This is a genomic window from Rhodothermus marinus, from assembly GCF_009936275.1.
GTDB lineage: Bacteria > Bacteroidota > Rhodothermia > Rhodothermales > Rhodothermaceae > Rhodothermus > Rhodothermus marinus_A.
In genome coordinates this window covers 884,333-908,702 of record NZ_AP019797.1, presented here as the reverse complement: position 1 = coordinate 908,702, position 24,370 = coordinate 884,333, and the positions used below count along the sequence as shown (strand labels likewise).

The following is a 24,370-nucleotide window of genomic DNA, read 5'->3' as shown; positions in this document are numbered from 1 at the left end:
TTCCGCTTGTTTTTCGCGAGGGAGCCAACCAAACCGAGTTTGCGCGCATGGGTGTGATGAACAAACTCCGGGAGAACACCGGAGTCATTCTGTGGATTCTGGTGATCTCCTTCGGCATCATCTGGGTGCTGCAGGATTCGGGCGCGTTCGACGTGGTCGGGCGCACCGGGGATACCATCGCCGAGGTCAATGGCGATCCCATCTCGTATCAGGAGTACGTCCGGGCCGTCGAGGCCCAGATGCAGGCCTATCAGCAGCAGACGGGCGAGGCGCCGACGCCTCAGATGAGCGACCTGATCCGCGAGCAGGTCTTCAACGCGCTCGTCGAGGAGCGCCTGCGCCAGCAGGCCATGGAGCGCCTGGGCATCACCGTGACCGACGACGAAGTCGTGCAGATGGTGCTGGGCGACAACCCCCACCCCATCATCAAAGCTTACTTCGGCGACGAAAACGGCAACGTCAACCGGGCGCTGCTCCAGAACTTCATCGACAATCCGGCCGCCCGTGAAGACTGGATCCGGCTGGAAGAATACCTGCGGGCCGAGCGTGCCCGTCAGAAGCTGGAGCAGCTTCTGCTGGCGACCGTTCACGTCTCCGACCAGGAAGTGGAAGAAGAATATCGGCGGCGCACGCTCCGGGCCGACGCGCGCTACGTCGCGCTTCGCTACGCCGAAGTGCCGGACGACTCCGTCTCGGTCACCGAGAGCGACCTGCGCCGTTACTACAACGAGCACCGGGACGATTTCAAGCGCAAGCGTACCTACCGGGTCGCCTACGTTACCCTGCCCAAGAATCCTACCGCCGAGGATACCTTACAGGTGCTGGAAGAGCTGAACCGGCTCAAGGAACGCTTTGCGCAGACCGAAAACGACTCGCTCTTTCTGGCCCGCTACGCGTCGGAGCGTCCCTTCACGGACGCCTTCTTCCGCCGGGATGAGCTGGATCCTGCCCTCGGTGACGTCGTCTTCGACGACCCGCAGCCGGGCAAAGTGGTGGGGCCGGTCGTATCCGGTGGCCTGGCCCACCTGATCAAGATCCGGGCGGTGCGGCCTTCGGAGGAAACCGTCATTCGGGCGCGGCACATCCTGATCCGGGCACCGGAAGGCGACGCAGAAGCCCGCCGGCAGGCGCATCAGGAAGCGCTGGAACTGAAGCGCCAGCTGGAACAGGGCGCCGACTTTGCCACGCTGGCCCGTGAGCATTCCGACGACCCCGGCAGCGCCCGGCAAGGCGGTGACCTGGGCTGGTTCGGTCGTGGCCGCATGGTCGAACCCTTCGAAAAGGCGGCCTTTTCGGCGCCGATCGGCCGGGTGGTGGGACCGGTCGAAACCCGCTTCGGCTATCATCTGATCGAAGTGACGGGCCGCTCCAGCGTGGAAGTCCAGATCGCCGACCTGGCCATGCGCCTGGCGCCCTCGCTGGCCACGCTCAACCGCATCCAGGAACGCATGGAAGACCTGGCCTACTACGCCGAGGAGTCCGGTGATTTTGAGGGCGAGGCGCAGCGCATGGGATTGCAGGTGCAGGAAATGCGCGTTGAAGAAGACCAGCAGTTCCTGCCCGGCATCGGCCAGAGCCGGGCTATTCTGAACTTTCTGGCCGGTGCCGACGAAGGCGACGTCAGCCAGGTGATCGAGCTGGACGACCGCTTCATCGTGCTGCAGCTCGTCGAGGTGATCCCCAAAGGGTATCGCTCCTTCGAGGAAGTGCGCGAGGAGATCCGCCCGCGTGTGTTGCTGGAGAAGAAGAAAGAGGTGCAGGTGGCGCGTATGCGCCGGGCCCTTCAGCAGCACGGCTTCGACGGCCTGGCCGAAGCGCTCGGCACCACGGTGCAGACCGTCACCCAGCTCAGCTACAACCAGACGCTGATCCCCGGGCTGGGCCGTGAGCCGCGCTTCATCGGCACGGTGTTCGGCCTGCAGGAAGGCACAACGTCCGGCGTCGTCGAAGGCGACAACGCGGCCTTCGTAGTACAGCTCACGAAGCTCTACGAGCCACCGCCACTGGGCGAACAGATGCGGGAGCAGATCCGACAGCAGCTGCTCAACCAGCGGCGCCAGCAGGTGCTGACGCAATGGCTGGCCGCGCTGCGCGAGCAGGCCGACATCAAGGACTATCGACGTCGGTTTGAACTGTAACGCCACCCGCTGAACCACAACCCGACGAAAGGCGCCTTTCTCTTCGGAAGGGCGCCTTTCGTTTTCTGCGCCTGCTCCGAACGGCCCTCGCTCTGGTTACGAGCGCACCGGTGCCTCTGGCTTGTAGATATGATTTCTGAAAAATCGTGGTGAGAAAGCAGGGGCGCACACCGCGATGCGCCCTTACTGGACAAGCGACAACATTTCTACCATGTAGGGGCGGACCGCCGTGTGCGCCCTGTCGTGCCCGCGAATCGGGATGGCGCCATCATGCCCCAGTGAATCGGCGATTACATATCACCCCGAAGGCACGAGCGGCATCGGGACCTCGACGGTGCCCCGGAAGACGACCTCCGCCGGTCCTTCCAGAAACAGCTCCGTTTCGCCGTCGTCTTCCGGCCGGAAACCCACGGTCAGCACGCCTCCCGGCATGTGCACCGCGATCGGGAGCTGCCGCACCCGCCCCTGTCGCCAGGCGACCAGGGCGGCGGCCACGGCCCCCGTGCCACAGGCCAGCGTCTCGGCCTCAACGCCCTTTTCGTAGGTGCGTGCGCGCAGAACACTGCGTCCCTGCGCCTCGCCTACCACCTCGACGAAATCCACGTTGGCACCCCGGGGCTGCAGGGCCGGATCATGCCGGAGTCGGGGCCCCCATTCGGCCACCGGCACGTCCTCCACGGAGGGCACAAAGCAGACCAGATGCTCCGTGCCTGTCCAGATAAAGGCTACCGATTCAAACTGAGTATTCAGGGGAGTTGCCAGACGGGGGTTCGGCTCGTAGGTACCGGCCGGGGGCAGGTAGAGCCGCACCGGTGCCTGCGGGTCGTCGGGCACCTCGGCCCGGTAAATGCCGGCGTCCGTCTCGAACCGAATCGGGTTGTCGCGGATGCCGGCCAGACGGGCAAACCGGGCCAGGCAGCGGGCCCCGTTGCCGCACATGGTACCCAGGCTGCCGTCCGCGTTGAAGTACCGCATCCGGTAGTGCGTCGCCGGCTGCCGGGGTGGTGCCAGCGCCAGCAATCCATCAGCGCCGATACCGAAACGCCGGCGGCAGTAGCGCCGGGCCAGCTCGGCCAGCTCTTCGTCCGAGAAGGCATAGAACCGGTTGTCCAGGACGACAAAGTCGTTCCCGGCACCGTTCATCTTGGTGAACTCAAGGACCAGGGTCTTCGGCATGATGATGGCAACCTGTGGGCACCAAGTGCGCGACCTGCCGTTAAACGGTTTGCGTCGAAGAAGGTTAAGCGAATTGTTTCACCAAACCAGGAAGCAGCCTGCATTGGCCGAAAAGCGACTGACGATCGAACACCCCAGCCCGGTGCTGCTCTTCGGGTTGGGCGACGTTCACCTGCGCAAGCTGGAGGCGGCTTTTCCGGAAGCGCAGTTCGTTGCACGTGGCAACCAGTTGCTGCTGCGGGGCGAAGCGGAGACGTTGGATCGCATCGAACGGGCCATTCGCGAACTGATCGCCCTGCTCAACCGGCACGGACAGCTCACCGAGCGGGACGTCGACACCGTGCTGGCGCTTTTCACCACGGGCGATGGCGCAGGTGCCACCCCCACCCCTGCCGACGATGTCATTCTGTTCACTACGTCCGGGGTGCCGGTACGCGCCAAGACGCCCAATCAGCGCCGGCTGATCGAGATGGCCCGCACAAACGACATCGTCTTCGCCATCGGTCCCGCTGGAACCGGCAAAACCTACACGGCCGTGGCGCTGGCCGTAGCCGCGCTGAAAGCCCGCCAGGTCAAGCGCATCGTGCTGTCGCGGCCGGCCGTCGAGGCCGGCGAGCGCCTGGGCTTTCTGCCCGGCGACTTCCGCGAGAAGGTCGATCCCTATCTGCGGCCACTTTACGACGCGCTGGAAGACATGCTACCGCGTGAGCGCCTGCGCGCGCTCATGGAGCAGAACGTAATCGAGATTGTGCCTCTGGCTTACATGCGCGGCCGCACGCTCAACTCGGCCTTCGTCATCCTGGACGAAGCCCAGAACGCCACTACCCAGCAGATGAAGATGTTTCTGACGCGGCTGGGGGCCAATAGCCGGGCCATCGTCACCGGCGACATCACCCAGACCGACCTGCCCAGTCCGGAGCGTAGCGGCCTGGTCGAAGTGCGGCACGTGCTCGAAGGCGTCGAAGGCATCGCCTTCGTCTACTTCGACCGAGAGGACGTCGTCCGCCACCGCCTGGTCAAAGACATCATCGAAGCCTACGAACGCTTCGCCCAGCGCGAGCAGAACGGCGGCGCGTCCGCTAAGACAGATTGAGAAAGTACAGCGTGAGCAAAATGGCCATCACGATGATTACAGCCCAGGCGGCCACGCTGGGCCGTCGATAAAAGGGCACGCTGCGCCTCCGATACGAGATCGTCGAGCTTTCCATCGCTTCCGATTCCGGTTGGTGGGGCACGCTCTCCATCGCAAACGACCGGCGCTCAGTTGGACGCATACTCGTAAAAGCCGCGGCCGGTCTTACGTCCCAGACGTCCGGCCGCGACCATCTTTCGGAGCAGCGGGCAGGGACGGTATTTGTCTTCGCCCAGTTCCCGGTGCAGCACTTCCATGATGCCCAGGCACACGTCCAGCCCGATCAGGTCGGCCAGCGCCAGCGGTCCCATTGGGTGGTTCATGCCCAGCTTCATAACCTGGTCCACATCTTCCGGCGAGGCCACGCCCTCCATCACACAGTAGATGGCCTCGTTGATCATGGGCATCAACACCCGGTTCGAAACAAACCCCGGTGCATCGTTGACGGTTACCGGGGTTTTGCCCAGCGCCTCGGCCAGACGGTAGATCGTCTCGTAGGTGGCATCGCTCGTTTCCAGTCCCCGGACGATCTCTACCAGTTGCATGACCGGCACCGGATTGAAAAAGTGCATGCCGATTACCCGGGCCGGGCGCTGCGTCCGGGCTCCCAGCCAGGTAATGGAAATCGACGATGTGTTGGAAGCCAGGATAGCTTCCGGCGGGGCTGCACGGTCCAGCCGTTCGAACACCTGCGCCTTCAGCTCTGGATTTTCCGGAACCGCCTCGATCACCAGTTGCACGTCGGCCACGGCGGCCTCCAGATCGGTTGCGGGCGTGATGCGCCCGAGCGCTTCTTCTTTCTGCGCCGCCGTGATGCGTTCCTTTCTGACCTGCCGCTCCAGGTTATGCGCGATCGTCTGAAGCGCCCGCTGCAGCACTTCTTCCGACACATCCACCAGCCGAACCGTCCGGCCATAAAGCGCCGCCACATGGGCGATCCCCTGCCCCATCGTGCCGGCGCCGACTACGGCAAGCGTCGAAATTTCCATGGGACCCTACGGACTGATCCTGCCTGACTTCGCAGAAGTGAAACGTACGAAATGCTGCGCTCAGTCTCAAGGGGAGGGGCTCTGCCAGCGCACACGGCCGCCCAGGTCGATGTACAGCAGCCGACCGTTTTCGACCACGAGCGCCACACCGTGCTGAAAGGCGTGCGCCTGCTCGAAGCGCGGCGGAATGATCAGATTGCCTTCGCGGTCGATGTATCCCCAGCGGCCCTCCACCCGTACGGCCGCTAGCCCTTCGGAGAAGTCCAGCGCCTGCTCGAAGCGTAGCGGAATGACCAGCTCCCCGGTGCGATCGATGAAGCCCCAGGCGGTGCCGTCCGAGACGCGGGCGCGTCCTTCCGAAAAGCTGTAAACCTGCCGGTACGGCACTTCGAAGACCGGTTTGCCCGCTCGGTCGATGAACAGCGTGCGATTTCCCTCGCGCACCAGCGCCAGGCCTTCCGAAAAATTCCGTGCCGACGAAAACCGAGGCGGGATGACCCACTGACCCGTCGTGTCGATGAAGCCCCATTTGCGGCCGGTCGTCACCATCAGCGTCTGCGTGCCCACCTCGACGGCGGCCAGCCCCTCGCTGAAGGCCAGCGCCCGGGTGAACTGCGGCGGGATGACCATCTCTCCCCGGGCGTTAATGAACCCCCAGCGCGTGCGCCGCATCACGCCAAGCATCTTCTGGATCACCGCCACCGGCGCCAGCCCATAGGCGAAGTCCTGAACGGCCTCGTAGGCGGGCCCCACTACCTCGCGCCCCTCCCGATCGACAAAGCCCCAGCGGCCGTCTTTGCGCACGCGGGCATAGCCGTTCTGATACGCAAAGACCTGCTCGTACTGCGGCGGAACGACCCAGTGGCCGGTCGTATCGATGAAGCCCCACTGGCCGTCGAGTCGGGCGGCCGCCCTTCCTTCCGAAAAGGCCAGCACACGCTCGAACCGGGGCGCAATGGCCGTCTCGCCCTCCGGCGTGACAAAGCCATAGCCCGCTGTGGTGGCCACCGGGAGCAGCGCCTCGGTCTGGGCACGAACCGTTCCGGCAACAAAGAGCAGACTCAGAAAAGCGATCGCAACGCGCATCATACCGTGCCGGCTTCGGATGGAGCGGCCAGCGCCTCCTCGACAGAAAGCTCCAGCGTCTGTTTGGGTTCGTTGCCTTCGTCGAACAGCACCACACGCGCCCGGTGTTTGCGGGCCTCTTCAGGCGTCATCTGCGCATAGGCGATCACCAGCACCTGATCGCCTCGCGCCGCCATACGGGCGGCCGGTCCGTTCAGGCACACCACCCGGCTTCCCCGTTCGCCGGGCAACGTGTAGGTCTCCAGCCGGGCGCCGTTGTTGACGTTGACCACCTGGACCTTTTCGTAAGGCAGGATACCGGCCAGCTCGAGCAGCTCCTGATCAATCGTGATCGACCCTTCGTAATAGAGATCCGCTTCCGTGACGCGAAGCCCATGCAGCTTCGCCCGAAACATAGTGATCGTCATACGCGCTCCGCCTTCAAGCTCCGGGAGCTTCCACAAAGACACTGTCGATCAGGCGGGTGTCTCCAAAAAAGACGGCCACGCCGGCCAGCACGCGCTGTCCCGGACGAATACGCGTGACCGGCTGCAGCGTCTCGGCGTCGACAACCTCCGCATACTGCACCCGCGCCAGCGGCGCCCGGGCCAGAATCTGACGCATCGCTTCAACAATGGCCTCCGGGCGCTGTTCCCCTGCCTCGATGGCCCGCCGGGCCGCTTCCACGGCCTGCGAGAGCACCACAGCCTGCTTCCGCTCTTCCGGACTCAGGTACGTGTTGCGCGAGGAGAGCGCCAGCCCGTCGGGCTCCCGCACCGTCGGCACCCCGATCAACTCGATGTCGTAGTGCAGGTCGCGCACCATGCGCCGGATGATCTGAAACTGCTGCGCGTCCTTCAGCCCGAAAACCGCCACATGGGGCTTGCAGATGTTGAACAGTTTGGCCACGATCGTGGTCACGCCCCGGAAGTGTCCGGGCCGGTAGCGGCCACACAGGTGCGCGTCGAGCTTTTCCACATAAACCCAGGTCAGGTTCGCTTCGGGTCCGTCCGGATACATTTCCTCGACGGTCGGCGCAAAGACTACGTCTACCTCAAGCGCTTCCAGCGCCGCCACGTCCTTTTCGAGCTGGCGTGGATAGCGGGCGTAGTCTTCGTTGGGACCGAACTGCGTCGGGTTGACAAAGATCGAGACGGTCACATGGTCGGCATGCGCGCGGGCCGTACGCACCAACGCCAGATGTCCCTCGTGCAACGCCCCCATGGTGGGCACCAGCGCCAGACGCCGCCCTTCCCGACGCCGGGCGTCGGCGTGCGCCTGCATCTCCCGAACTGTTCGGATGACTTCCATTGCTCACTCTCGTTTTGCAGCCCTGCAATCTACTGAAAAACCACGAAAAAATGCCCGAACGTCCTGCTGCGTCTTTTTTTCTATACCGGACGTCGTAAGTTAGTAGCGGCAAAAAGTTTTCGCGGCATTCCACCAACAGGAAATCTGCCATGGCACAGGCTTATCGCATTGAACGCGACTCGCTCGGCGAGGTGCGTGTCCCGGCTGACGCGCTCTACGGCGCCCAGACGCAACGCGCCGTCGAGAACTTTCCGGTCAGCGGGCTGCGCTTTCCGCGTCGCTTTATCGAGGCACTGGGCATCGTCAAGCTGGCAGCCGCCCGCGCCAACCGGGAGCTGGGCCTGCTGCCACCAGAAAAGGCCGAAGCCATCGAAAAAGCCGCCCAGCGGGTGATCAGCGGCGAGCTGGATGATCAGTTCGTCGTGGACATCTTCCAGACCGGCAGCGGCACCTCGACGAACATGAATGCCAACGAGGTGATCGCTAACCTGGCCACCGAAATGCTGGGCGGCGAGCGGGGTAGCAAGCTCGTGCACCCGAACGACGACGTAAACATGTCCCAGTCGTCGAACGACGTAATTCCCACGGCCATGCACATTGCCGCCCGCGTGGCCCTGGAAAACGAGCTGATTCCGGCCCTGCTCCGGCTGCGCACCAGCTTGCAGGAAAAGGCCGAGCAGTTCGACGACGTGATCAAAAGCGGCCGCACGCACCTGATGGACGCCACGCCCGTGCGGCTCGGACAGGAGTTCGGCGGCTATGCATCCCAGATCGACCATGCCATCCGGCGGCTGCGCACCGTTTCACACGAACTGTCGGAGCTGGCGCTGGGCGGCACGGCCACCGGCACGGGCATCAACCGCCATCCGGAATTCCCCGCGCGCGCCATCGAACACATCAGCGACCTGACCGGCCTGCCCTTCCGGGAAGCCGAAAACCACTTCGAGGCCCAGGGCAGCAAAGACGCCTACGTGTCGGTCTCCGGCGCGCTCAACACACTGGCCGTCGCGTTGATGAAAATCGCCAACGACATCCGCTGGATGGCCAGTGGTCCGACCAGCGGCCTGGCCGAAATCCGCCTGCCCGCCGTGCAGCCGGGCTCGTCAATCATGCCGGGCAAGGTCAACCCCGTGCATTGCGAGATGATGATGATGATCTGCGCCCGCGTGATGGGCAATCATCTGACGATCACCATCGGCGGCCAGCACGGCAACTTCGAGCTCAACACGATGATGCCCGTCATGGCCTACGCCATGCTCGAAAGCATCCAGATTCTGACCAACGGCTGCGAGGCCTTCCGCACGCGCTGCATCGACGGGATCGAGGCGGATCGGGAACGCTGCCGCCAGCTGCTGGAGCTGAATCCGGCCATCGCCACCGCCCTGAATCCCATTATCGGCTACGACAAGGCTGCCGAGGTGGCCAAAAAGGCGGCGGCCGAGCGCAAGTCGGTCCGGGAGGTCGTCAAAGAAATGGGATTGCTCTCGGACGAAGAGCTCGACCGCGTGCTGAACGTCCGCGAAATGACCGAGCCGGGCATCGCCCGCCACTGAGCCGCAACGGAATCGCCACTAAAAAGCGCGGAGTCCCACGGCTCCGCGCTTTTTTCTTGTAGCCAGAAATACGAAAAGCTGCTCCCTTTCCGTTCTTCTTTCGGCTTCAGCCAGCAGGTGCACGCGTTACGACAACGTAGCGCTTCGACCTGATCCTTCAGAAAATCCTGCCGTTAGTACGGTGAAACTGCGTTGCATCAAACCCTGAGGTGCCATGCGACGGACGCGAACGCTTTCGATCATTGCGCTGGTGGTGATTGCCTTCCTGGCCGGTGTGTTTTTCACCACGGCCGGCGCCAACCTGCTCGGGCTGAGCAACCGGGCCACGACACCCACACTGGCCCGCGAGGAAAACGGCGGCACACGGATCGAAGGGGCCGCCGTCAACTCCCTGGAGGAAGCCTTCGTGGCCGTGGCCGAACGCGTCAACCCCACCGTGGTGCAGATTCGCTCGGAAAAGGTCATTCGAACCCGGCCGTTCCGCTGGAATCCCTTCGAAGGCACTCCCTTCGAGGAGTTTTTCAACTTTCGCATGCCCGACATGCCCGAGGAATTCCGCTCCCAGGGACTGGGCTCGGGCGTCATCATCCGCGCCGACGGCTACATCGTGACGAACAACCATGTGGTGGAGGGAGCTGATGAATTGCAGGTAGTGCTACACGACGGCACCACCTACGACGCGGAAGTCGTGGGCACCGACCCGCAGAGCGACCTGGCCGTGTTGAAGATCGACGCCGAGAACCTGCCCTACATCTCCATGGGCGACGCCAGTTCGCTGCGGGTCGGGCAGTGGGTGCTGGCCTTCGGCTCGCCGCTGTCGCCCCAGCTCAGCAACACGGTGACGGCTGGCATCATCAGCGCGCTGAACCGCTACTATAGCGAGGGGCCAGCCGTGCAGAACTTCATCCAGACCGACGCGGCGATCAATCCGGGCAACTCGGGCGGCCCCCTGGTCAACCTGCGCGGCGAGCTGATCGGCATCAACACGGCCATCTACACCCGCACGGGCGGCTATCAGGGCATTGGCTTTGCCATCCCGGTGGACATCGTCCAGTACGTGGTGCCCCAGCTCATCGAAACCGGCCACGTCGAGCGCGCCCGCCTGGGCGTGCAGTACACGGCCGCCGCGCCCTCGGTGATCAAAGCGCTGAACCTGCCGCGCGGCGCCGCCCAGGTCGTCACCGTCGAAGAAGGCTCGGCGGCCGAAAAGGCCGGCATCAAACCTGGCGACCTCATCGTGGCTATTGACGGCCAGCAGCTGACGAATCACCTGGAGCTTTCGAAAATCATCAGCACGCACCGGCCGGGCGACGAAGTTAAGCTGACAATCAACCGCGACGGCGAAACCCGTACGGTTACCGTCAAACTGGGGGCCGCCCCGTCCGAAGGGGCGACGGCCTCACGCCGGCGCACGCAAAGCGGCCGCGGTGCGGAATCGGACCTGATGGAAGAGCTGGGCTTCTCGATCGCCGACATCACGCCGGAGCTGGCCCGTCGCTTCAACCTGGAAGACACCGACGTAGCAGGCGTGTTGATTACGGACGTCGATCCCAATAGCGCGGCCTACCGCGAGGCAAACCTGCGCCGCGGCCTGATCATCACGGAAGTTGACCGCAAGCCGGTGCGAAACGTGGAGGAATTCGAGAAGGCCTACCAGGCCATCAAGCCAGGCACCACGTTCCTGCTCCGGCTCTACGATCCGCAATCCGGCGGCACCCTGATCACCGCCCTGCAGAAACCCGGCTCCTGAGCGATCATAACAAAGCGGGGCGCCTGTAATGGGCGCCCCGCTTTTTTTGCTTCTGTTGCGCACTCAGAACGGCAGGTCGTCGTCCGGCGACAGCGTGTAGGCGTCCTCATCGAAGGCTTCCGGTTCGGGCTCCGGCGCAAACGTCTGACGCGGCGCGGCCGCCTGGCGCTGTGTCGGGGCCGCAATGGATGCCCCCGACTCGGGTGCGGCCTCGCTCCGCGGATCCAGCATCACCATCTCCCGGATCTTGATCTCCGTGGTGTACCGGGTGTTGCCATCGCGGTCTTCCCACGAGCGCGTCTGGAGCGAACCCTCCACGTACACCTTGGAGCCTTTCCGGAGGTACTGATTGCAGATCTCTGCCAGCCGTCCCCAGGCCACCAGATTATGCCACTCCGTGCGCTCCACCAGATTGCCATCGGCATCGCGATAGACCTCGTTGGTGGCCAGACGCATGTTGCAGACGGCCGTGCCGCCGGGCGTGTAGCGGAGTTCGGGATCCTGCCCCAGGTTGCCGACGAGAATAACCTTGTTGATGCTGCGTGCCATGATGCACCTCCTGGTTTTTGGTTGGTGATTCCATGAGTCCTGGCGGCTGGCACACGAGTCCACCGGCCGGAGGCCGGCCCTCCCTGCGGTGCGCACACGAGCCCGCCAGGAGATGCAATGAGGAAGCTAATTTACGATTAGTGTCAACAGTATGTCACACCCTTTGATCCAGTACGAGAAATTTTTTCGTCACCCGCCGCCCCTGTGCACTGCAAAACAAATCGCGCCTCGGGTGGTTATGGTGCCGTCGGTTGCACCCGGGTCATTAACCGCTGGAATCATGGCGGAAGCAGAAAAGAAACCCTACGATCCGTCGTTTCGCGAATCGGAAGACCGGCTGGAGGCTTACGCCGACTTTGTGGCGATCGTGCGCCAGCTTCGCCGCGATTGCCCCTGGGATCGGGAGCAGACGCACGAGTCGGTCAAGCACCTGCTCATCGAGGAAGCCTACGAGGTCGTCTCGGCCATCGAAGAAAACGACTGGGAAGAACTCAAGCGCGAGCTGGGCGACCTGCTGTTGCATGTGGTGTTCCACAGCGTCATGGCCGAGCAGGCCGGACGCTTCACGCTGAAAGACGTGATCGAAACCGAAACCGAAAAGCTCATCCGGCGCCACCCGCATGTTTTCGGGGACGTGCAGGTAGGGAGCGTGCAGGAAGTGCTGAGCAACTGGGAGCAGATCAAGCTCAGAGAAAAGGCCGCCGCCCGCAAGGCGCAGGTTTCGGCCCTCGAAGGCGTGCCGCGGCATCTGCCGGCCCTGCTGCGGGCTTACCGGATTCAGGAAAAGGCGGCCGGTGTGGGCTTCGACTTTCCGGAACGGAAGCAGGCCTGGCAGAAAGTGGAAGAGGAGCTGCAGGAGTTCCACCAGCTGACACAGACCGGAGCCGCCCCGGAAAAACTGGAAGACGAGCTGGGCGATGTGCTGTTTGCCCTCGTGAACTATGCGCGGCTGCTGGGACTCAATCCGGAAAACGCCCTGCAGCGCACCAACAACAAGTTCATTCGTCGTTTCCGGCATATCGAGGCGCGGCTGGCCGAGCAGGGCCGCACCCCGGCCGAGGCCGATCTGGACGAAATGGATCGCTACTGGGAGGAGGCCAAATCGCTGGATCGGCATAAACCCGACTCCTGAGCGCATCGCCGCATCCGTCTGGATTCAGACCGGGACGGGCGTTATTTTGAAGCGACAAACGCTTCGCGAACCGACGAAAGCCATGCGTTCTGCGCTGCGATCCGTCTTTTTCGCACTGCTGCTCACGGGTGTATTCGTCCGGTCGGCCCGAGCCGATCGCACTCCTCGAATGCCCGTACAGCCCGGCGTTGTCGTTGTCAAGTTTGAAGTGCCGATCACATTGCAGGCCGGCAAGACCGGCCGTCCGATGCTGGACCGCACGCTGGCCCGCTTCGAGCCCGTCGCGCTGGAGCCGGCCTTTCCTTTTCTGGAGCAGGCGGCCCGGAAACGTCCGCATCCCGCGCTGGACCGTCTGCGCACCATCTATCTATTGCGCTACAACCGTCCGATCTCGCCCTGGCGCGTGGCGGCCGAGTTGAGCCGCCTGCCCGGCGTCGTGTACGCCGAGCCGCTGCCGATCCGGCAGATCGTGGAGGTCCCCAACGACTCGCTTTACCCACAGATGACCCACCTGCCACGCATTCAGGCGCCGGAAGCCTGGGACGTGGTCAAGGGCGAACAGGGCGACGTGGTCATCGCTATCGTGGACGGCGGCACCGACTGGCGTCATCCCGACCTGATCGACAACGTGTGGACCAACCCGGGTGAGATCCCCGACAACGGCATCGACGACGACGGCAACGGCTTTGTCGACGACGTACACGGCTGGAATTTTGCCAACGATACGCCCGATCCTTCCGGACTTTCGGCCACGCCGCTCAACGCGGCGCACGGCACCCAGGTAGCCGGCGTGGCCGCCGCCGTCACGAACAACAATCGGGGCGTGTCGGGCAGTAGCTGGAACGCCCGCTTTATGCCGATCAATGCGAGCTGCGCTGACACGGATCGCAGCATCTGCTACGGCTATCAGGGAATCGTGTACGCTGCCCTGAACGGCGCGCAGGTGATCAATGCGAGCTGGGGCGGTCCCGGTCTTTCCAGACTGGAAGCCGACGTGGTCGAATTCGCCACCGATCTGGGCAGCCTCATCGTGGCGGCCGCCGGCAACGACAGCGGCGACAACGACCGCGTGCCGTTCGGTCCGGCCAGCCATCCGCGCGTGCTCTCGGTGGGCGCCACCAACAAAGACAACGACGGCAAGGCCAGCTTTTCGAACTACGGGCGCAGCGTGAACGTCTTCGCGCCGGGCGTCAACCTGAACAGCACGCTGCCTAACGGCCGCTACACGGGATCGGCCAGCGGCACCTCGTTCGCCAGTCCCCTGACGGCCGGCATCGCCGCCCTGGTGCGGACGCGCTTTCCCGAATACACGCCCGATCAGGCCCGCGAACAGATCCGCCTGACCGCCGACCCGATCGACGCCGTCAATCCGGGCTTTTCCGGACGCCTGGGCCGCGGCCGCATCAACGCCTTCCGCGCCGTCACGGAAACCGGCTTTCCGGCCATCCGCCTGGTCGATCTCGACGTGGCCGATAGCGACGCCGACGGCTACCTCGAAAGCGGCGAGACCGTTCAGCTCACCGCCCGCTTCACGAATCATCTGGCCCCGGCCACCGGGGTGCAGTTTCAGTTGAGCGCCGACGCCGACTACCTCACCATCCTGCAGGGCGAGGCTCAGGTGTCGCAGCTCAATCCAGGCGATACCGTGCTGGTGACGTTTTCCTTCAGCATTGCCTCCGATGCCCCGCAAAACCGCACGGCGATTTTTCTGGCCGACATTCAGGCCGACGGCGGCTACGCCGACCGCGATCTGTTCCGCCTGGTGGTTAACCCCGAGCAAACCGCTACGCTGGCAACGGGACGCATTCAGACCTCGATTACCACTACGGGCAATCTCGGCTGGACGGGCTTTGCTGGAGAGTCGAGCGGCGTGGGCTTCGTGCTGGACGGGCACAATTTGCTTTTTGAAGGGGGCCTATTGGCCGGCATCTCGGCCCAGTTTGTCTCGGACGCTGTCCGGGGCGAAGACGGATCCACTCAGCACCGCGACTTCCAGCCGACCGAAGGCGGCAGCCTTGAAGTCATCGCACCGGGACGCTTTACGGCCCAGCAGGGCACCATCGAACTGACCGACCGGGCAGCGCCCTTCCCGCTGCACATCAACGTACTGCAGGAAACCTACGCCGATACGGTTCCGGGGCGCCAGCTCTTTGTGATCGTCCACTACACCATTGAGAATACGCGCACCACAACGCTTTCTCCGCTGTATGCCGGAATTTTTCTGGACTGGGACGTGAATCCGGACGCGCAGGACTATGCCCGCTACGACCCGACGCGTCGCCTGGGCATCGTGCAGGATAAAAGCACCAACCCCGATACACTGGCGGCCATTCGCCTGCTGACCCCGGCGCCTTTCTCCTACCGGGTGATCGACAATCCGACGGAACTCTACGACGGCTTCACGCAGAGCGAAAAGTGGAGCGCACTCTCGGGCGGCCTGCAGCGGACGCATCTCAGCAATACCGACGTGTCGCAGCTCATGGCGGCAGGCCCCTTCCGGCTCGATCCGGGCTGCCGCATTCCGGTAGCCTTTGCCATTCTGGCGGCCGCCGATGCCGACACGCTCACGCAGGCAGCCGACGAAGCGCAACGGTTCTGGGACGAGGTCATCCAGCCCTCCATCCCCAACGAGCCGCCCGCCTTCGTGTCCGTGCCCGACACGCTGGTCGCCCATGAAGGCGAAGCGCTCAACTGGCAATTTGCGGCCACCGATCCGGACGCCTGCGCCTCGCTCAGCTTCCGAGTGCTGGAAGGACCGGACGGGTTCTCGGTGGATCCGTTGACCGGCCAGGTCCGGTTTGTGCCCGGCTTCAACCAGGCCGGCACCTACCCGGTACGCCTGCTGGTCACGGACGGCCTGGCCACCGATACGGCCCGGACCGTGCTCGTCGTGCAGGATACCAACAGCCCGCCGACCTTTACGGCCGTGCTCACCGACACGGTGCTCGTGGTGGGCCGGACGTTCCGCTATCAGTTCCGGGCCGAAGATCCGGAAGGTGATCCGCTGACCTATACGCTGGTCGAAGCACCGGTGGGCGCCACCATCGATCCACAGAGTGGCCAGTTTACGTTCACCCCGCAGGAAGTCGGCCAGTACACGGTGGTCGTGGCCGTCAGCGACGGTATGTTCACGCTCGAAACGCCGCGTATTCACCTGGAGGTGATTCCGGCTGAGGCCGGCGTGCAGGTTTACATACCTTCCGGCGGCGGCAACGTCATTCAGATCGTGTACGATGTGCCCGATCCCGAACCCGTGCGCCTGACGATCTACGACCTGCTGGGACGGCGGGTGCGCCAGTTAGTAGACGGCGTGCCGGGCACCGGCCGCCATACCATTACCTGGGACGGCCGCAGCGATGCAGGAATCGAGGTGGCCTCAGGCCTGTACTTCGTCCGCCTGGAGATCGGCGGCAAGGTGGAGACGCGCCCGCTCGTTTACGTGCGCTGAGCCGAAGCCAGCGCCGCCGAAGCGGCCAGCTCGCCCTGCCGCTTTTTCAGCAGGTAGTAGCGGATGCCGTCGGCCAGCGCCTGCCAGCTCGCCTCCAGGATGTTCGTCGAAACGCCCACCGTGTGCCAGCGGCGCTCGCCGTCCCGGTGTTCCACGAGCACGCGCACGGCCGCGGCCGTACCGTCGTCGGAGTTGAGCACGCGCACCTTGTAGTCGCTCAGGTGCACCTGGTCGAGATCCGGGTAGAAGCAGCGCAGCGCCTTACGCAGCGCGTTCGAGAGCGCATCGACCGGTCCATTGCCCTCGGCCACCACCAGCTCGCGTGCTCCCTGCACACGAATGGCCAGCGTGGCTTCCGAGTTGCAGACGCCGCCGTCCTCGTCGATTTCGGTTCGCACCCGCAGCCGATCCAGCGTGAAGAAACGCGTGTCTTCGCCCTGGATCGTGCGCAGCAACAGTTCAAACGACGCCTCGGCGCCCTGGAACTCGTAGCCCAGGTGCTCCAGCTCCTTGATACGCTGCACGGCCTGTCGGGCCTGCTCGCCTTCTTTGAGTTCGATGCCCAGCTCGGCGGCTTTGTACTGGATGTTGCTCTTGCCCGACAGGTCCGAGACCAGCACCCGGCGGCGGTTGCCCACTTTCTCGGGCGGGATGTGTTCGTAGGCCCGGGGGTCTTTCATGACGGCCGAGACGTGCACGCCGCCCTTGTGCGCGAAAGCGCTCCGCCCCACGTACGGCGCCCGATCGATCGGCGTCAGGTTGGCCACCTCGTTGACGAAGCGGGAAAGGTCCGTCAACTGGGCCAGCTTTTCTTCGGGCACGCACGTGAAGCCCATCTTGAGCTGCAGGTTCGGGATGACCACACACAGATCCGCATTCCCGCAGCGTTCCCCGATGCCGTTGATCGTGCCCTGCACGTGCCGGGCGCCGGCCGCCACGGCCATGATTGTGTTGGCCACGGCGCAGCCCGTGTCGTTGTGCGTGTGGATGCCCAGCGGCACGTCGAACTGGCGTCGCACCTCCCCCACGATCCGATAGATGTCGCTCGGGAGCGTGCCGCCGTTCGTGTCGCAGAGCACCAGCACGTCGGCGCCGGCCTCGGCCGCCGCACGCAGCGTCTCCAGCGCGTAGGCCGGATCGTCCTGATAGCCGTCGAAGAAATGCTCGGCGTCGTAGATGACGCGGCGGCCGTGCGCCTTCAGGTAGGCCACCGACGAGGCGATCAGCTCCAGATTCTCTTCGAGCGAGACGCCCAGCGCGACGCGGGCATGCAGCGTCCAGCTCTTGCCGAAGATGGCCACCGTGGGCGTTTCGGCCTCCAGAAGCGCCCGCAGATTGGGATCGTCTTCGGGCGCCAGCCCGGCCCGGCGCGTGGAGCCGAACGCGCAGATCTGCGCATGCTTCCATTCGATGTCCCGGGCCCGCTCGAAAAATTCCTTATCCTTGGGATTCGAGCCCGGCCATCCCCCTTCGATCACGTCGATGCCGAAGTCGTCCAGGCGGCGGGCGATGCGGATTTTGTCATCGACGGTCAGCGTAACGTGTTCGCCCTGGGTACCGTCGCGCAGCGTCGTGTCGAAGAGTTCGATCTTCATGGCTGTCAGGCGTTTGTGGGGATCAGGCCGGCCTTACGGGCATACTCGAACAGGTTGCCTGCCCGCAGGATTTCGGCCACTTCGCCCAGTGGATGGAGCAGAAATTCTTCGCCGGTGGTCAGATTCGTCAGCTTGGCCAGGCGCGTGTCGATCTCCAGCTCGTCGCCCGTGCGGATTTTGTCGATCAGGCGAACCGGCGTTTCGAACGGCACGAGAAAGCCGCCGTCGATGGCGTTGCGGTAGAAGATGCGCGCATAGCTTTCGGCGACGACGGCCTCGCAGCCGGCTTCCTGGAGCGCGAACGGGGCGTGCTCGCGCGAGGAACCGCAGCCGAAATTCTTGCCGGCCACCACGATCTTGAAGCGGCTTTTGTAGGCGTCCGGCTCGGTAAACGGAATGTTACCGAACGGAAGGCCCTGGCCTTCGGCCGGTACGCCGCTGAGCGCATAGCGGCCATAGAGCCGCCGTTCTTCGGGACGCGTCAGGCTGTAGACCAGGTGTTGCGCCGGAATGATCTGGTCGGTGTCGATCGAGTCACCTACGACGTAGGCCAGCCCACGGATGATGTCTTTCATAGCCGTATCGGGTTGGAAAGCGGGGTGGAGCAGTCCGGAGACTGCTCCACCCCGTGTTTTTCAGGATTACACCAGCACTTCGCGCGGGTCGGTGATGACGCCCGTCAGGGCCGAAGCGGCCACCGTCAGCGGCGAGGCCAGATAGACGGAGGCCTGCTTGGAGCCCATGCGGCCCGGGAAGTTGCGGTTCGTGGTCGAGATGACCACCTCGGTGCCGTGCGTGCGGCCGAACGTGTCGGGCGGGCCGCCCAGGCACGCGCCGCAACTGGCATGGCCGATCTTGCAACCCGCATTTACGAAGATGTCGTAGAGCGAGACGCCGTCGATCTTGTAGTGGTGCAACTGCTGCTCCACGTAGGTGGAAGCCGGCACCACGAAGGTATCGATCCGCACCTCTTGCCCCTTCAGGATGCGGGCGGCCGCGATGAAGTCTTCCAGTTTGCCGCCCGTGCAGCTTCCGATATAGGCACGGTCGAGCTTCGTGCCGGCCACCTCGGTGACGGTCGCCCGGTTGTCGGGCCGGTGCGGTTTGGCCACGACGGGCTCCAGCTTGGAGACGTCGTAGACGTACTCCGAGTGGTAGCGTGCATCGGGATCGCTGTGATAGATCTCAAAGGGCGCATCGGTCCGCTCCTGCACGTAGGCGATCGTCTTCTCGTCGGGCGCGATGATGCCGCTTTTGCCACCCGCTTCGATCGCCATGTTCGTGAGCGTCATGCGCTCTTCGATCGACAGGTCGTAAACGGCCTCCCCGTCGAATTCCATGGCGCGGTAGGTCGCCCCGTCGATCCCGATGTCGCCGATGATGGCCAGGATGAGGTCCTTGGCCATCAGGTAGGGTGGCAGGCTACCCTCGAAGATGAAGCGCATGGTTTCAGGCACCTTGACCCAGATCTTGCCGGTGCCCATGATGAAGGCCGCGTCCGTGTTGCCCACCCCCGTCGAAAAGAGGCCGAAAGCCCCCGACGTACAGGTGTGGCTGTCGGTGCCGATCAGCACGATACCCGGACGATTGAAGCCCTCTTCGGCCAGCGCTACGTGACAGACGCCCTTGTAGCGGGACGTCCCCACGTCGTAGTAATAGGGCAGGTCCTGCTCACGGGCGAACTCGCGCAGAATCTCGATATTGCGCCGCGCGTGCGGATCGGCCGTAAAGATGTAGTGGTCCGGCAGGATCACAACTTTTTCGCGATCCCACACGCGGGCATTCGGTCCGAATTCACGCTTGAAAATCTCGATGGTTGGCGGCCCGCACACGTCGTGCGTCATCAGGATGTCGACGCTGATCCAGATGTTTTCGCCCGGGGTTACCCGGTCGCGCCCGGCATGGCGGGCCAGGATCTTTTCGGTGATGGTCATGCCCATAGGCGTTCCCCTGTGGGTTTATGGTTCAGGCGGCTGCGCCGCCAAAGGATTGCATGATGCCCGCGTTCACGAACGAGACGCTTTCCCGATCAGCCCGATACTGCTCGAGCTGGTTGATAGCCTCCAGGTAGGCGTCGGCCGACGCGCGCAGCACGTCGGTGTGCCGGGCCACGCCCTTGAAGCGCGTGCCGTTGAAGTCGATCACGACGGTCACCTCGCCCACGGCGTCGGCCCCTTCGGTGACCGAACGCAGCTCGTAGCTGACCAGCTCGTGCGCGGCTCCCACGGCCTGGTCGATCGCCTTGTAGATGGCGTTGACCGGACCGTCGCCGGTGGCCCGTTCGATGCGCAGCGTGTTGGTCGCCCGGTTGAGAATCTGCACCTCGGCCTCCGGTGCTCGGTGCGTACCGGTCGCGACGTGCATTTCCATGAGCTGGTAGAGTGCTTCCGGATTGTCGTCCGGTTGCTCCTCTACCAGTCGGCGCAGATCCTCGTCGTAAATTTCCTTCTTCAGGTCGGCCAGCGCCAGGAAGCGCCGGTAGATTTCCTCTTTGCGCTCCTCCGGAACCTCGATGCCCAGTTTGGCCAGGCGGCTGAAAAGGCCATGTCGCCCCGAGTGGCGTCCCAGTCGGATCTGCTCGGGCTCCTGGCCCACGTCTTCGGCGCGCATGATCTCGTAGGTATCGCGCCGCCGCAGCACGCCGTGCTGGTGGATACCGGCCTCATGGCTGAAGGCGTTGCGGCCGACGATGGCCTTGTTGGGCGGTACCGGGAAGCCGGTGGCCATCGAGACCATGCGGCTGGTTTCCGTCAGGTGTTGCGTGACAATGTTTACCTGCAGGCGACCAAACCGCTCACCACGCACCTTCAGCGCCATGACGACCTCCTCGAGGGCGGCATTGCCGGCCCGCTCGCCGATGCCGTTGATCGTGCACTCGATCTGACGCACACCCGCCTGCACGGCCGCCAGCGAGTTGGCCACGGCCAGTCCCAGGTCGTCGTGGCAGTGCGCCGAGAAGATGACGTGCGGGGGCGGCTGTACCCGCCGGATCACCTCCCGGAACATGGCCGCGTACTCGTCGGGCACGCAGTAGCCGGTCGTGTCGGGCAGGTTGATCGTGGTGGCGCCGGCTTCGATGGCCACCTGCACGACTTCGGCCAGGTAGCCCACGTCAGTGCGCCCGGCGTCCTCGGCGCTGAACTCCACGTCGTCGGTGAAGGTGCGGGCCAGGCGGACGGCCTCTTCGGCCAGGCGCAGGATCGTCCGGCGCTTTTCGGCCAGCGTGCGCCCGTAGCGCTCGTCGCCGAACTTGGCGTCGATGTGGATGTCGCTGGTGGCAATGAACGTGTGGATGCGCGTGCGTTTGCCGGGCTTGAGCGCCTCGGCCGCCGCCCGGATGTCCTCTTCGCGCGCCCGCGCCAGCGCGCAGATGACAGGTCCTTCAACCTCGGCGGCAATGCGCTGCACGGCCTCGAACTGGGCCGGCGACGAGATCGGAAAGCCGGCCTCGATGACATCCACGTTCAGCCGGGCCAGTTGATGCGCAATGCGCAGTTTTTCGTCGATTGTCATGGAAGCGCCCGGCGCCTGCTCGCCGTCGCGCAGCGTGGTGTCGAAGATGATGATACGGTCGCTCATGGCTGTTGGCAGGGTTTGGGACGGAAGGTTCGGATGTTGCCGCTCCGGTTGCATAGCGCGCCCGGCCTGTCGGCAACCCGCGGCACCCAGTTGCCGGACCTACTCGGTGGCCGGGCGCCGGCTAAGTCGCCGTCCCACCCTGCCGCTTCGTACCGCTACAACCCCTTCGTCCATGTCTCCTTCCGAATTGGTTTTTACGAAGCTACCGGCGTTTGCTGTCGCACGTAGGCCGCAATGAACTGACCGACGGCTTCGGTCGAGACGGGCGTCTCACCGGCCCGACACAGGTCGGCCGTCTTGACGCCCTCGGCCAGCGCGGCGTCCACCCCCTGTCGGACGGCCCGTGCGGCGGCCTCCTGACCGAGCGTCTCCAGCAGCATGGCGGCCGACAGGATTGCAGCCAGCGGGTTGGCCTTGCCCTGGCCGGCAATGTCCGGAGCGCTGCCATGCACTGGCTCGAACAGCCCCACGCGCCCGCCAATGCTGGCCGAAGGCAGCATGCCCAGCGAGCCCGGCAGCGTGGCGGCCAGGTCCGAAAGGATGTCGCCGAACAGGTTGCCGGTGACCACCACGTCGAACCGCCGGGGATCGCGCACGAGCTGCATGGCCGCATTGTCCACGTAGAAATGCTCCAGCTCCAGCTCGGGGAATTCCTCCCGATGCACCTGGGAGACCACCTCGCGCCAGAGCTGGGACACTTCGAGCACGTTGGCCTTGTCTACCGAGGCGACGCGGCCGCGCCGACGCTTCGCCCATTCAAAAGCCACCCGGGCGATGCGGGCCACCTCTTCGCGCGTGTAGCGCATCGTGTTCCAGGCCATCTGGCCGTTGCGGCCGCGCGGCTCGCCGAAGTAGATGCCGCCGGTCAGCTCGCGCACGATAAGCAGATCGGTGCCGGCTACCACCTCGCGCTTGAGCGGCGAGGCGTCGGCCAGAGCCTCGGGGACCTGCACCGGCCGCAGGTTGGCATAGGCTTCGAGCGCCTTGCGCAGCCGCAGCAGTCCGGCCTCGGGCCGTTGTGCCCGGTCCAGGTTGTCCCATTTCGGACCGCCGACGGCTCCCAGCAGCACGGCATCGGCCTGCAGGCAGGCCTGCAGCACCGGCTTGGGCAACGGGTCGCCCGTCGCGTCGATGGCCGCACCGCCCACCGGATGCGTTTCGGTCGTCAGCCGAAAACCAAAGGCCTCGGCGGCCGCCTCCAGCACGTGCACGGCCTCGCGCGTCACCTCCGGCCCGATGCCGTCGCCGGGCAATACGACGATATGGTAATGGGGCGTCTCCATCGCGTTCTCCTCACGCAGCCGTCGTCTCTTCGGGGACTTCCTTGGCTTTGAGCCAGCTCATCATCTGGCGCAACTTGCGGCCGATCACTTCGATCGGATGCTGGCGCGTCTTTGCCCGCGTTTCCCGCAGCTTCTTTTCGCCCGATTCGTATTCGGCGATCCACTCCCGCGCGAACTGGCCGGACTGAATCTCCTGCAGGATCTTTTTCATTTCCTCCTTCACCTGAGGCCCGATCACGCGAGGGCCGCGCGTGTAGCCGCCGTACTCGGCCGTGTCGCTGACCGAGTAGTACATGTAGGAGATGCCGCCCTCGTAATAGAGGTCGACGATCAGCTTCAGTTCGTGCAGGCACTCGAAATAGGCCAGTTCCGGCGGGTAACCGGCCTCGACGAGCGTCTCGAAGCCGGCCTTGATCAGCTCGGCCGAGCCGCCGCAGAGCACCGCCTGTTCACCGAACAGGTCGGTCTCTGTTTCGTCCTTGAAGGTCGTTTCGATCACCCCGGCGCGCGTGCCGCCGATGGCCGCCGCATAGCTGAGCGCCAGTTCGCGGGCCTGTCCCGTCGCGTTCTGAGCGACGGCCACCAGACAGGGCACGCCGTTGCCTTCCTGGAAGGTGCGACGCACCAGATGCCCCGGCGACTTGGGCGCCACCATGAACACGTCGACGTCGGCCGGCGGCTTGATCTGGCCGTAATGGATGTTGAAGCCGTGCGCAAAGGCCAGCGCCTTGCCGGCCTTCAGGTGCGGGGCGATGTCGGCTTCGTAAACCCGCTTCTGATGCTGATCCGGAATCAGGATCATGATCACGTCGGCCCAGTCGGCCGCCTCGGCGATCGACCGGACGGTCAGCCCCTGGGCCGATGCCTGCGCGGCCGAGGAGGAGCCGGGCCGCAACCCGACCACCACGTCCACACCGCTATCGCGCAGGTTCAGGGCGTGGGCATGCCCCTGACTGCCGAAGCCGATGACAGCAACTTTTTTGCTCTGAATTAGCGACAGATCCGCGTCATAGATGACGTTCATGGGCCCTTCGTTTTTTAGCGTTCGGGGGACAGATTCAGCGTGGGGTCTTCGTGCGTGAGCCAGCTTCCGGAGGAGCGGCGCATGGCCACACGGCCGCTACGGGCCACCTCCAGAATACCGTGCGGCTTCATCAGCTTGATGAAGGCCTCGATTTTCGAAGTCGGACCGGTCAGCTCGAAGGTCATCGTGTCGGGCGTGATGTCCACCACTTTGCCGCGGAAGATCTCGGCCGTGTCCATGATGGCCGCCCGGGTCTCGTTCGTGTAGCGCACCTTGAGCAGGCACAGCTCGCGCTCGACGAACGAGCTTCCGGTCAGGTCTTCCACGTGCAGCGTGTCGATCAACCGGTCGAGCTGGCGCAGCACCTGCCCGATGATCCGGTCGTTGCCCGTGGTGACGATCGTCATGCGGGAGATGGTCGGATCGTCCGTCTCGCCGACGGTGACGCTCTCCAGGTTGAAACCGCGGGCGGAAAACAGGTTGACCACCCGGATCAACGCCCCGATCGTGTTTTCGAGCAGCACGGCGATCGTGTGCCGGTGCACCTGTTCCGGCTCGCCCGGCAGGAGCGGTTCGCCCGCCTTGCGTTTGCGCAGGATCTGCTGGGGCGTCAGGGTCGGCATGTCCATTTCCGTTTGCATGGCGC

At 64.4% G+C, this 24,370-nt stretch carries 20 protein-coding genes; 6 read left to right on the top strand and 14 right to left on the bottom strand.

The genetic code is table 11. The features are described from left to right. Nucleotides 1-47 precede the first annotated feature (47 nt). Nucleotides 48-2,138, top strand: coding sequence for a peptidylprolyl isomerase (locus GYH26_RS15620; RefSeq protein ID WP_161540575.1), 2,091 nt, complete (start codon nt 48-50; stop codon nt 2,136-2,138). Nucleotides 2,139-2,435: 297 nt separating this feature from the next. On the opposite strand, the gene dapF is transcribed toward GYH26_RS15620, so the two are convergent. Next, nucleotides 2,436-3,314, bottom strand: coding sequence for a diaminopimelate epimerase (dapF, locus tag GYH26_RS03945; protein ID WP_161540574.1), 879 nt, complete (start codon nt 3,312-3,314; stop codon nt 2,436-2,438). Between the two features lie 103 nt (nt 3,315-3,417). Between dapF and GYH26_RS03940 the strand changes: the two genes are divergently transcribed. Then, nucleotides 3,418-4,407 carry a PhoH family protein gene (locus GYH26_RS03940; protein ID WP_012843264.1) on the top strand — a complete coding sequence of 330 codons (990 nt, stop codon included), beginning with the start codon at nt 3,418-3,420 and terminating at the stop codon, nt 4,405-4,407. On the opposite strand, the gene GYH26_RS15340 is transcribed toward GYH26_RS03940, so the two are convergent. The 5 genes from GYH26_RS15340 to panC form a co-directional block, all read right to left on the bottom strand. Next, on the bottom strand, nt 4,394-4,522 hold the full coding sequence (locus GYH26_RS15340) for a hypothetical protein (RefSeq protein ID WP_262886188.1): 129 nt from the start codon (nt 4,520-4,522) through the stop codon (nt 4,394-4,396). The genes GYH26_RS03940 and GYH26_RS15340 overlap by 14 nt on opposite strands. Before the next feature lie 52 nt (nt 4,523-4,574). Continuing rightward, nucleotides 4,575-5,435 (bottom strand): 3-hydroxybutyryl-CoA dehydrogenase, encoded by an 861-nt coding sequence (locus GYH26_RS03935; protein WP_161540573.1) that lies wholly within the window; start codon nt 5,433-5,435, stop codon nt 4,575-4,577. A 66-nt stretch (nt 5,436-5,501) separates the two neighbouring features. Continuing rightward, on the bottom strand, nt 5,502-6,524 hold the full coding sequence (locus GYH26_RS03930) for a WG repeat-containing protein (protein WP_161540572.1): 1,023 nt from the start codon (nt 6,522-6,524) through the stop codon (nt 5,502-5,504). Next, nucleotides 6,521-6,928, bottom strand: a complete 408-nt coding sequence (gene panD / locus GYH26_RS03925) for an aspartate 1-decarboxylase (protein WP_012843260.1) — start codon at nt 6,926-6,928, stop codon at nt 6,521-6,523. Before panD ends, GYH26_RS03930 begins: the two co-directional genes overlap by 4 nt. 13 nt (nt 6,929-6,941) lie before the next feature. Continuing rightward, entirely contained in the window at nt 6,942-7,811 is an 870-nt protein-coding gene (gene panC, locus GYH26_RS03920; protein ID WP_161540571.1) for a pantoate--beta-alanine ligase, read from the bottom strand. 149 nt (nt 7,812-7,960) lie between these two features. On the opposite strand from panC, the gene GYH26_RS03915 reads away from it, so the two are divergent. Both GYH26_RS03915 and GYH26_RS03910 read left to right on the top strand, forming a co-directional pair. Then, a complete protein-coding gene (locus GYH26_RS03915) occupies nt 7,961-9,364 on the top strand; it encodes a class II fumarate hydratase (protein WP_161540570.1) in 1,404 nt (467 codons plus the stop codon). A gap of 214 nt (nt 9,365-9,578) precedes the next feature. Next, a complete protein-coding gene (locus GYH26_RS03910) occupies nt 9,579-11,114 on the top strand; it encodes a Do family serine endopeptidase (protein ID WP_161540569.1) in 1,536 nt (511 codons plus the stop codon). 63 nt (nt 11,115-11,177) lie between these two features. Here the strand turns inward: GYH26_RS03910 and GYH26_RS03905 are convergent, their stop codons facing one another. Next, nucleotides 11,178-11,663 (bottom strand): single-stranded DNA-binding protein, encoded by a 486-nt coding sequence (locus GYH26_RS03905; protein WP_161540568.1) that lies wholly within the window; start codon nt 11,661-11,663, stop codon nt 11,178-11,180. A 280-nt stretch (nt 11,664-11,943) separates the two neighbouring features. On the opposite strand from GYH26_RS03905, the gene mazG reads away from it, so the two are divergent. Beyond that, a complete protein-coding gene (mazG, locus tag GYH26_RS03900) occupies nt 11,944-12,795 on the top strand; it encodes a nucleoside triphosphate pyrophosphohydrolase (protein ID WP_161540567.1) in 852 nt (283 codons plus the stop codon). 82 nt (nt 12,796-12,877) lie between these two features. Continuing rightward, on the top strand, nt 12,878-16,243 hold the full coding sequence (locus GYH26_RS03895; RefSeq protein ID WP_242006582.1) for a S8 family serine peptidase: 3,366 nt from the start codon (nt 12,878-12,880) through the stop codon (nt 16,241-16,243). On the opposite strand, the gene cimA is transcribed toward GYH26_RS03895, so the two are convergent. The 7 genes from cimA to ilvN all read right to left on the bottom strand — a co-directional run bounded on the left by cimA (nt 16,231) and on the right by ilvN (nt 24,365). Further along, nucleotides 16,231-17,838, bottom strand: a complete 1,608-nt coding sequence (cimA, locus tag GYH26_RS03890) for a citramalate synthase (protein ID WP_161540566.1) — start codon at nt 17,836-17,838, stop codon at nt 16,231-16,233. The two genes, GYH26_RS03895 and cimA, sit on opposite strands and share 13 nt — an antisense overlap. A 5-nt stretch (nt 17,839-17,843) precedes the next feature. Then, nucleotides 17,844-18,413: a 3-isopropylmalate dehydratase gene (locus GYH26_RS03885; protein ID WP_161540565.1), complete on the bottom strand. Its 570-nt coding sequence runs from the start codon at nt 18,411-18,413 to the stop codon at nt 17,844-17,846. A 66-nt stretch (nt 18,414-18,479) separates the two neighbouring features. Further along, complete coding sequence (locus GYH26_RS03880; RefSeq protein WP_161540564.1) at nt 18,480-19,778, bottom strand: 3-isopropylmalate dehydratase large subunit; 1,299 nt, start codon at nt 19,776-19,778, stop codon at nt 18,480-18,482. Nucleotides 19,779-19,803: 25 nt separating this feature from the next. Beyond that, nucleotides 19,804-21,417: a 2-isopropylmalate synthase gene (locus tag GYH26_RS03875; RefSeq protein WP_161540563.1), complete on the bottom strand. Its 1,614-nt coding sequence runs from the start codon at nt 21,415-21,417 to the stop codon at nt 19,804-19,806. 194 nt (nt 21,418-21,611) lie between these two features. Continuing rightward, entirely contained in the window at nt 21,612-22,700 is a 1,089-nt protein-coding gene (gene leuB, locus GYH26_RS03870) for a 3-isopropylmalate dehydrogenase (protein ID WP_161540562.1), read from the bottom strand. 10 nt (nt 22,701-22,710) lie between these two features. Further along, entirely contained in the window at nt 22,711-23,724 is a 1,014-nt protein-coding gene (gene ilvC / locus GYH26_RS03865) for a ketol-acid reductoisomerase (protein WP_161540561.1), read from the bottom strand. Between the two features lie 14 nt (nt 23,725-23,738). Continuing rightward, nucleotides 23,739-24,365 (bottom strand): acetolactate synthase small subunit, encoded by a 627-nt coding sequence (gene ilvN / locus GYH26_RS03860; RefSeq protein ID WP_242006581.1) that lies wholly within the window; start codon nt 24,363-24,365, stop codon nt 23,739-23,741. Nucleotides 24,366-24,370: the final 5 nt, after the last annotated feature.

Coding starts and splice junctions, on each gene's coding strand:
- GYH26_RS03930 (WP_161540572.1), bottom strand. CDS start 6,524: ATGATGCGCGTTGCGATCGCTTTTCTGAGTCTGCTCTTTGTTGCCGGA.
- GYH26_RS03885 (WP_161540565.1), bottom strand. CDS start 18,413: ATGAAAGACATCATCCGTGGGCTGGCCTACGTCGTAGGTGACTCGATC.
- GYH26_RS03910 (WP_161540569.1), top strand. CDS start 9,579: ATGCGACGGACGCGAACGCTTTCGATCATTGCGCTGGTGGTGATTGCC.
- GYH26_RS15340 (WP_262886188.1), bottom strand. CDS start 4,522: ATGGAAAGCTCGACGATCTCGTATCGGAGGCGCAGCGTGCCCTTTTAT.
- cimA (WP_161540566.1), bottom strand. CDS start 17,838: ATGAAGATCGAACTCTTCGACACGACGCTGCGCGACGGTACCCAGGGC.
- GYH26_RS03895 (WP_242006582.1), top strand. CDS start 12,878: ATGCGTTCTGCGCTGCGATCCGTCTTTTTCGCACTGCTGCTCACGGGT.
- ilvC (WP_161540561.1), bottom strand. CDS start 23,724: ATGAACGTCATCTATGACGCGGATCTGTCGCTAATTCAGAGCAAAAAA.
- GYH26_RS03935 (WP_161540573.1), bottom strand. CDS start 5,435: ATGGAAATTTCGACGCTTGCCGTAGTCGGCGCCGGCACGATGGGGCAG.
- GYH26_RS03875 (WP_161540563.1), bottom strand. CDS start 21,417: ATGAGCGACCGTATCATCATCTTCGACACCACGCTGCGCGACGGCGAG.
- GYH26_RS03915 (WP_161540570.1), top strand. CDS start 7,961: ATGGCACAGGCTTATCGCATTGAACGCGACTCGCTCGGCGAGGTGCGT.
- GYH26_RS03880 (WP_161540564.1), bottom strand. CDS start 19,778: ATGGGCATGACCATCACCGAAAAGATCCTGGCCCGCCATGCCGGGCGC.
- mazG (WP_161540567.1), top strand. CDS start 11,944: ATGGCGGAAGCAGAAAAGAAACCCTACGATCCGTCGTTTCGCGAATCG.
- GYH26_RS03905 (WP_161540568.1), bottom strand. CDS start 11,663: ATGGCACGCAGCATCAACAAGGTTATTCTCGTCGGCAACCTGGGGCAG.
- dapF (WP_161540574.1), bottom strand. CDS start 3,314: ATGCCGAAGACCCTGGTCCTTGAGTTCACCAAGATGAACGGTGCCGGG.
- ilvN (WP_242006581.1), bottom strand. CDS start 24,365: ATGCAAACGGAAATGGACATGCCGACCCTGACGCCCCAGCAGATCCTG.
- GYH26_RS15620 (WP_161540575.1), top strand. CDS start 48: ATGGGTGTGATGAACAAACTCCGGGAGAACACCGGAGTCATTCTGTGG.
- panC (WP_161540571.1), bottom strand. CDS start 7,811: ATGGAAGTCATCCGAACAGTTCGGGAGATGCAGGCGCACGCCGACGCC.
- leuB (WP_161540562.1), bottom strand. CDS start 22,700: ATGGAGACGCCCCATTACCATATCGTCGTATTGCCCGGCGACGGCATC.
- panD (WP_012843260.1), bottom strand. CDS start 6,928: ATGACGATCACTATGTTTCGGGCGAAGCTGCATGGGCTTCGCGTCACG.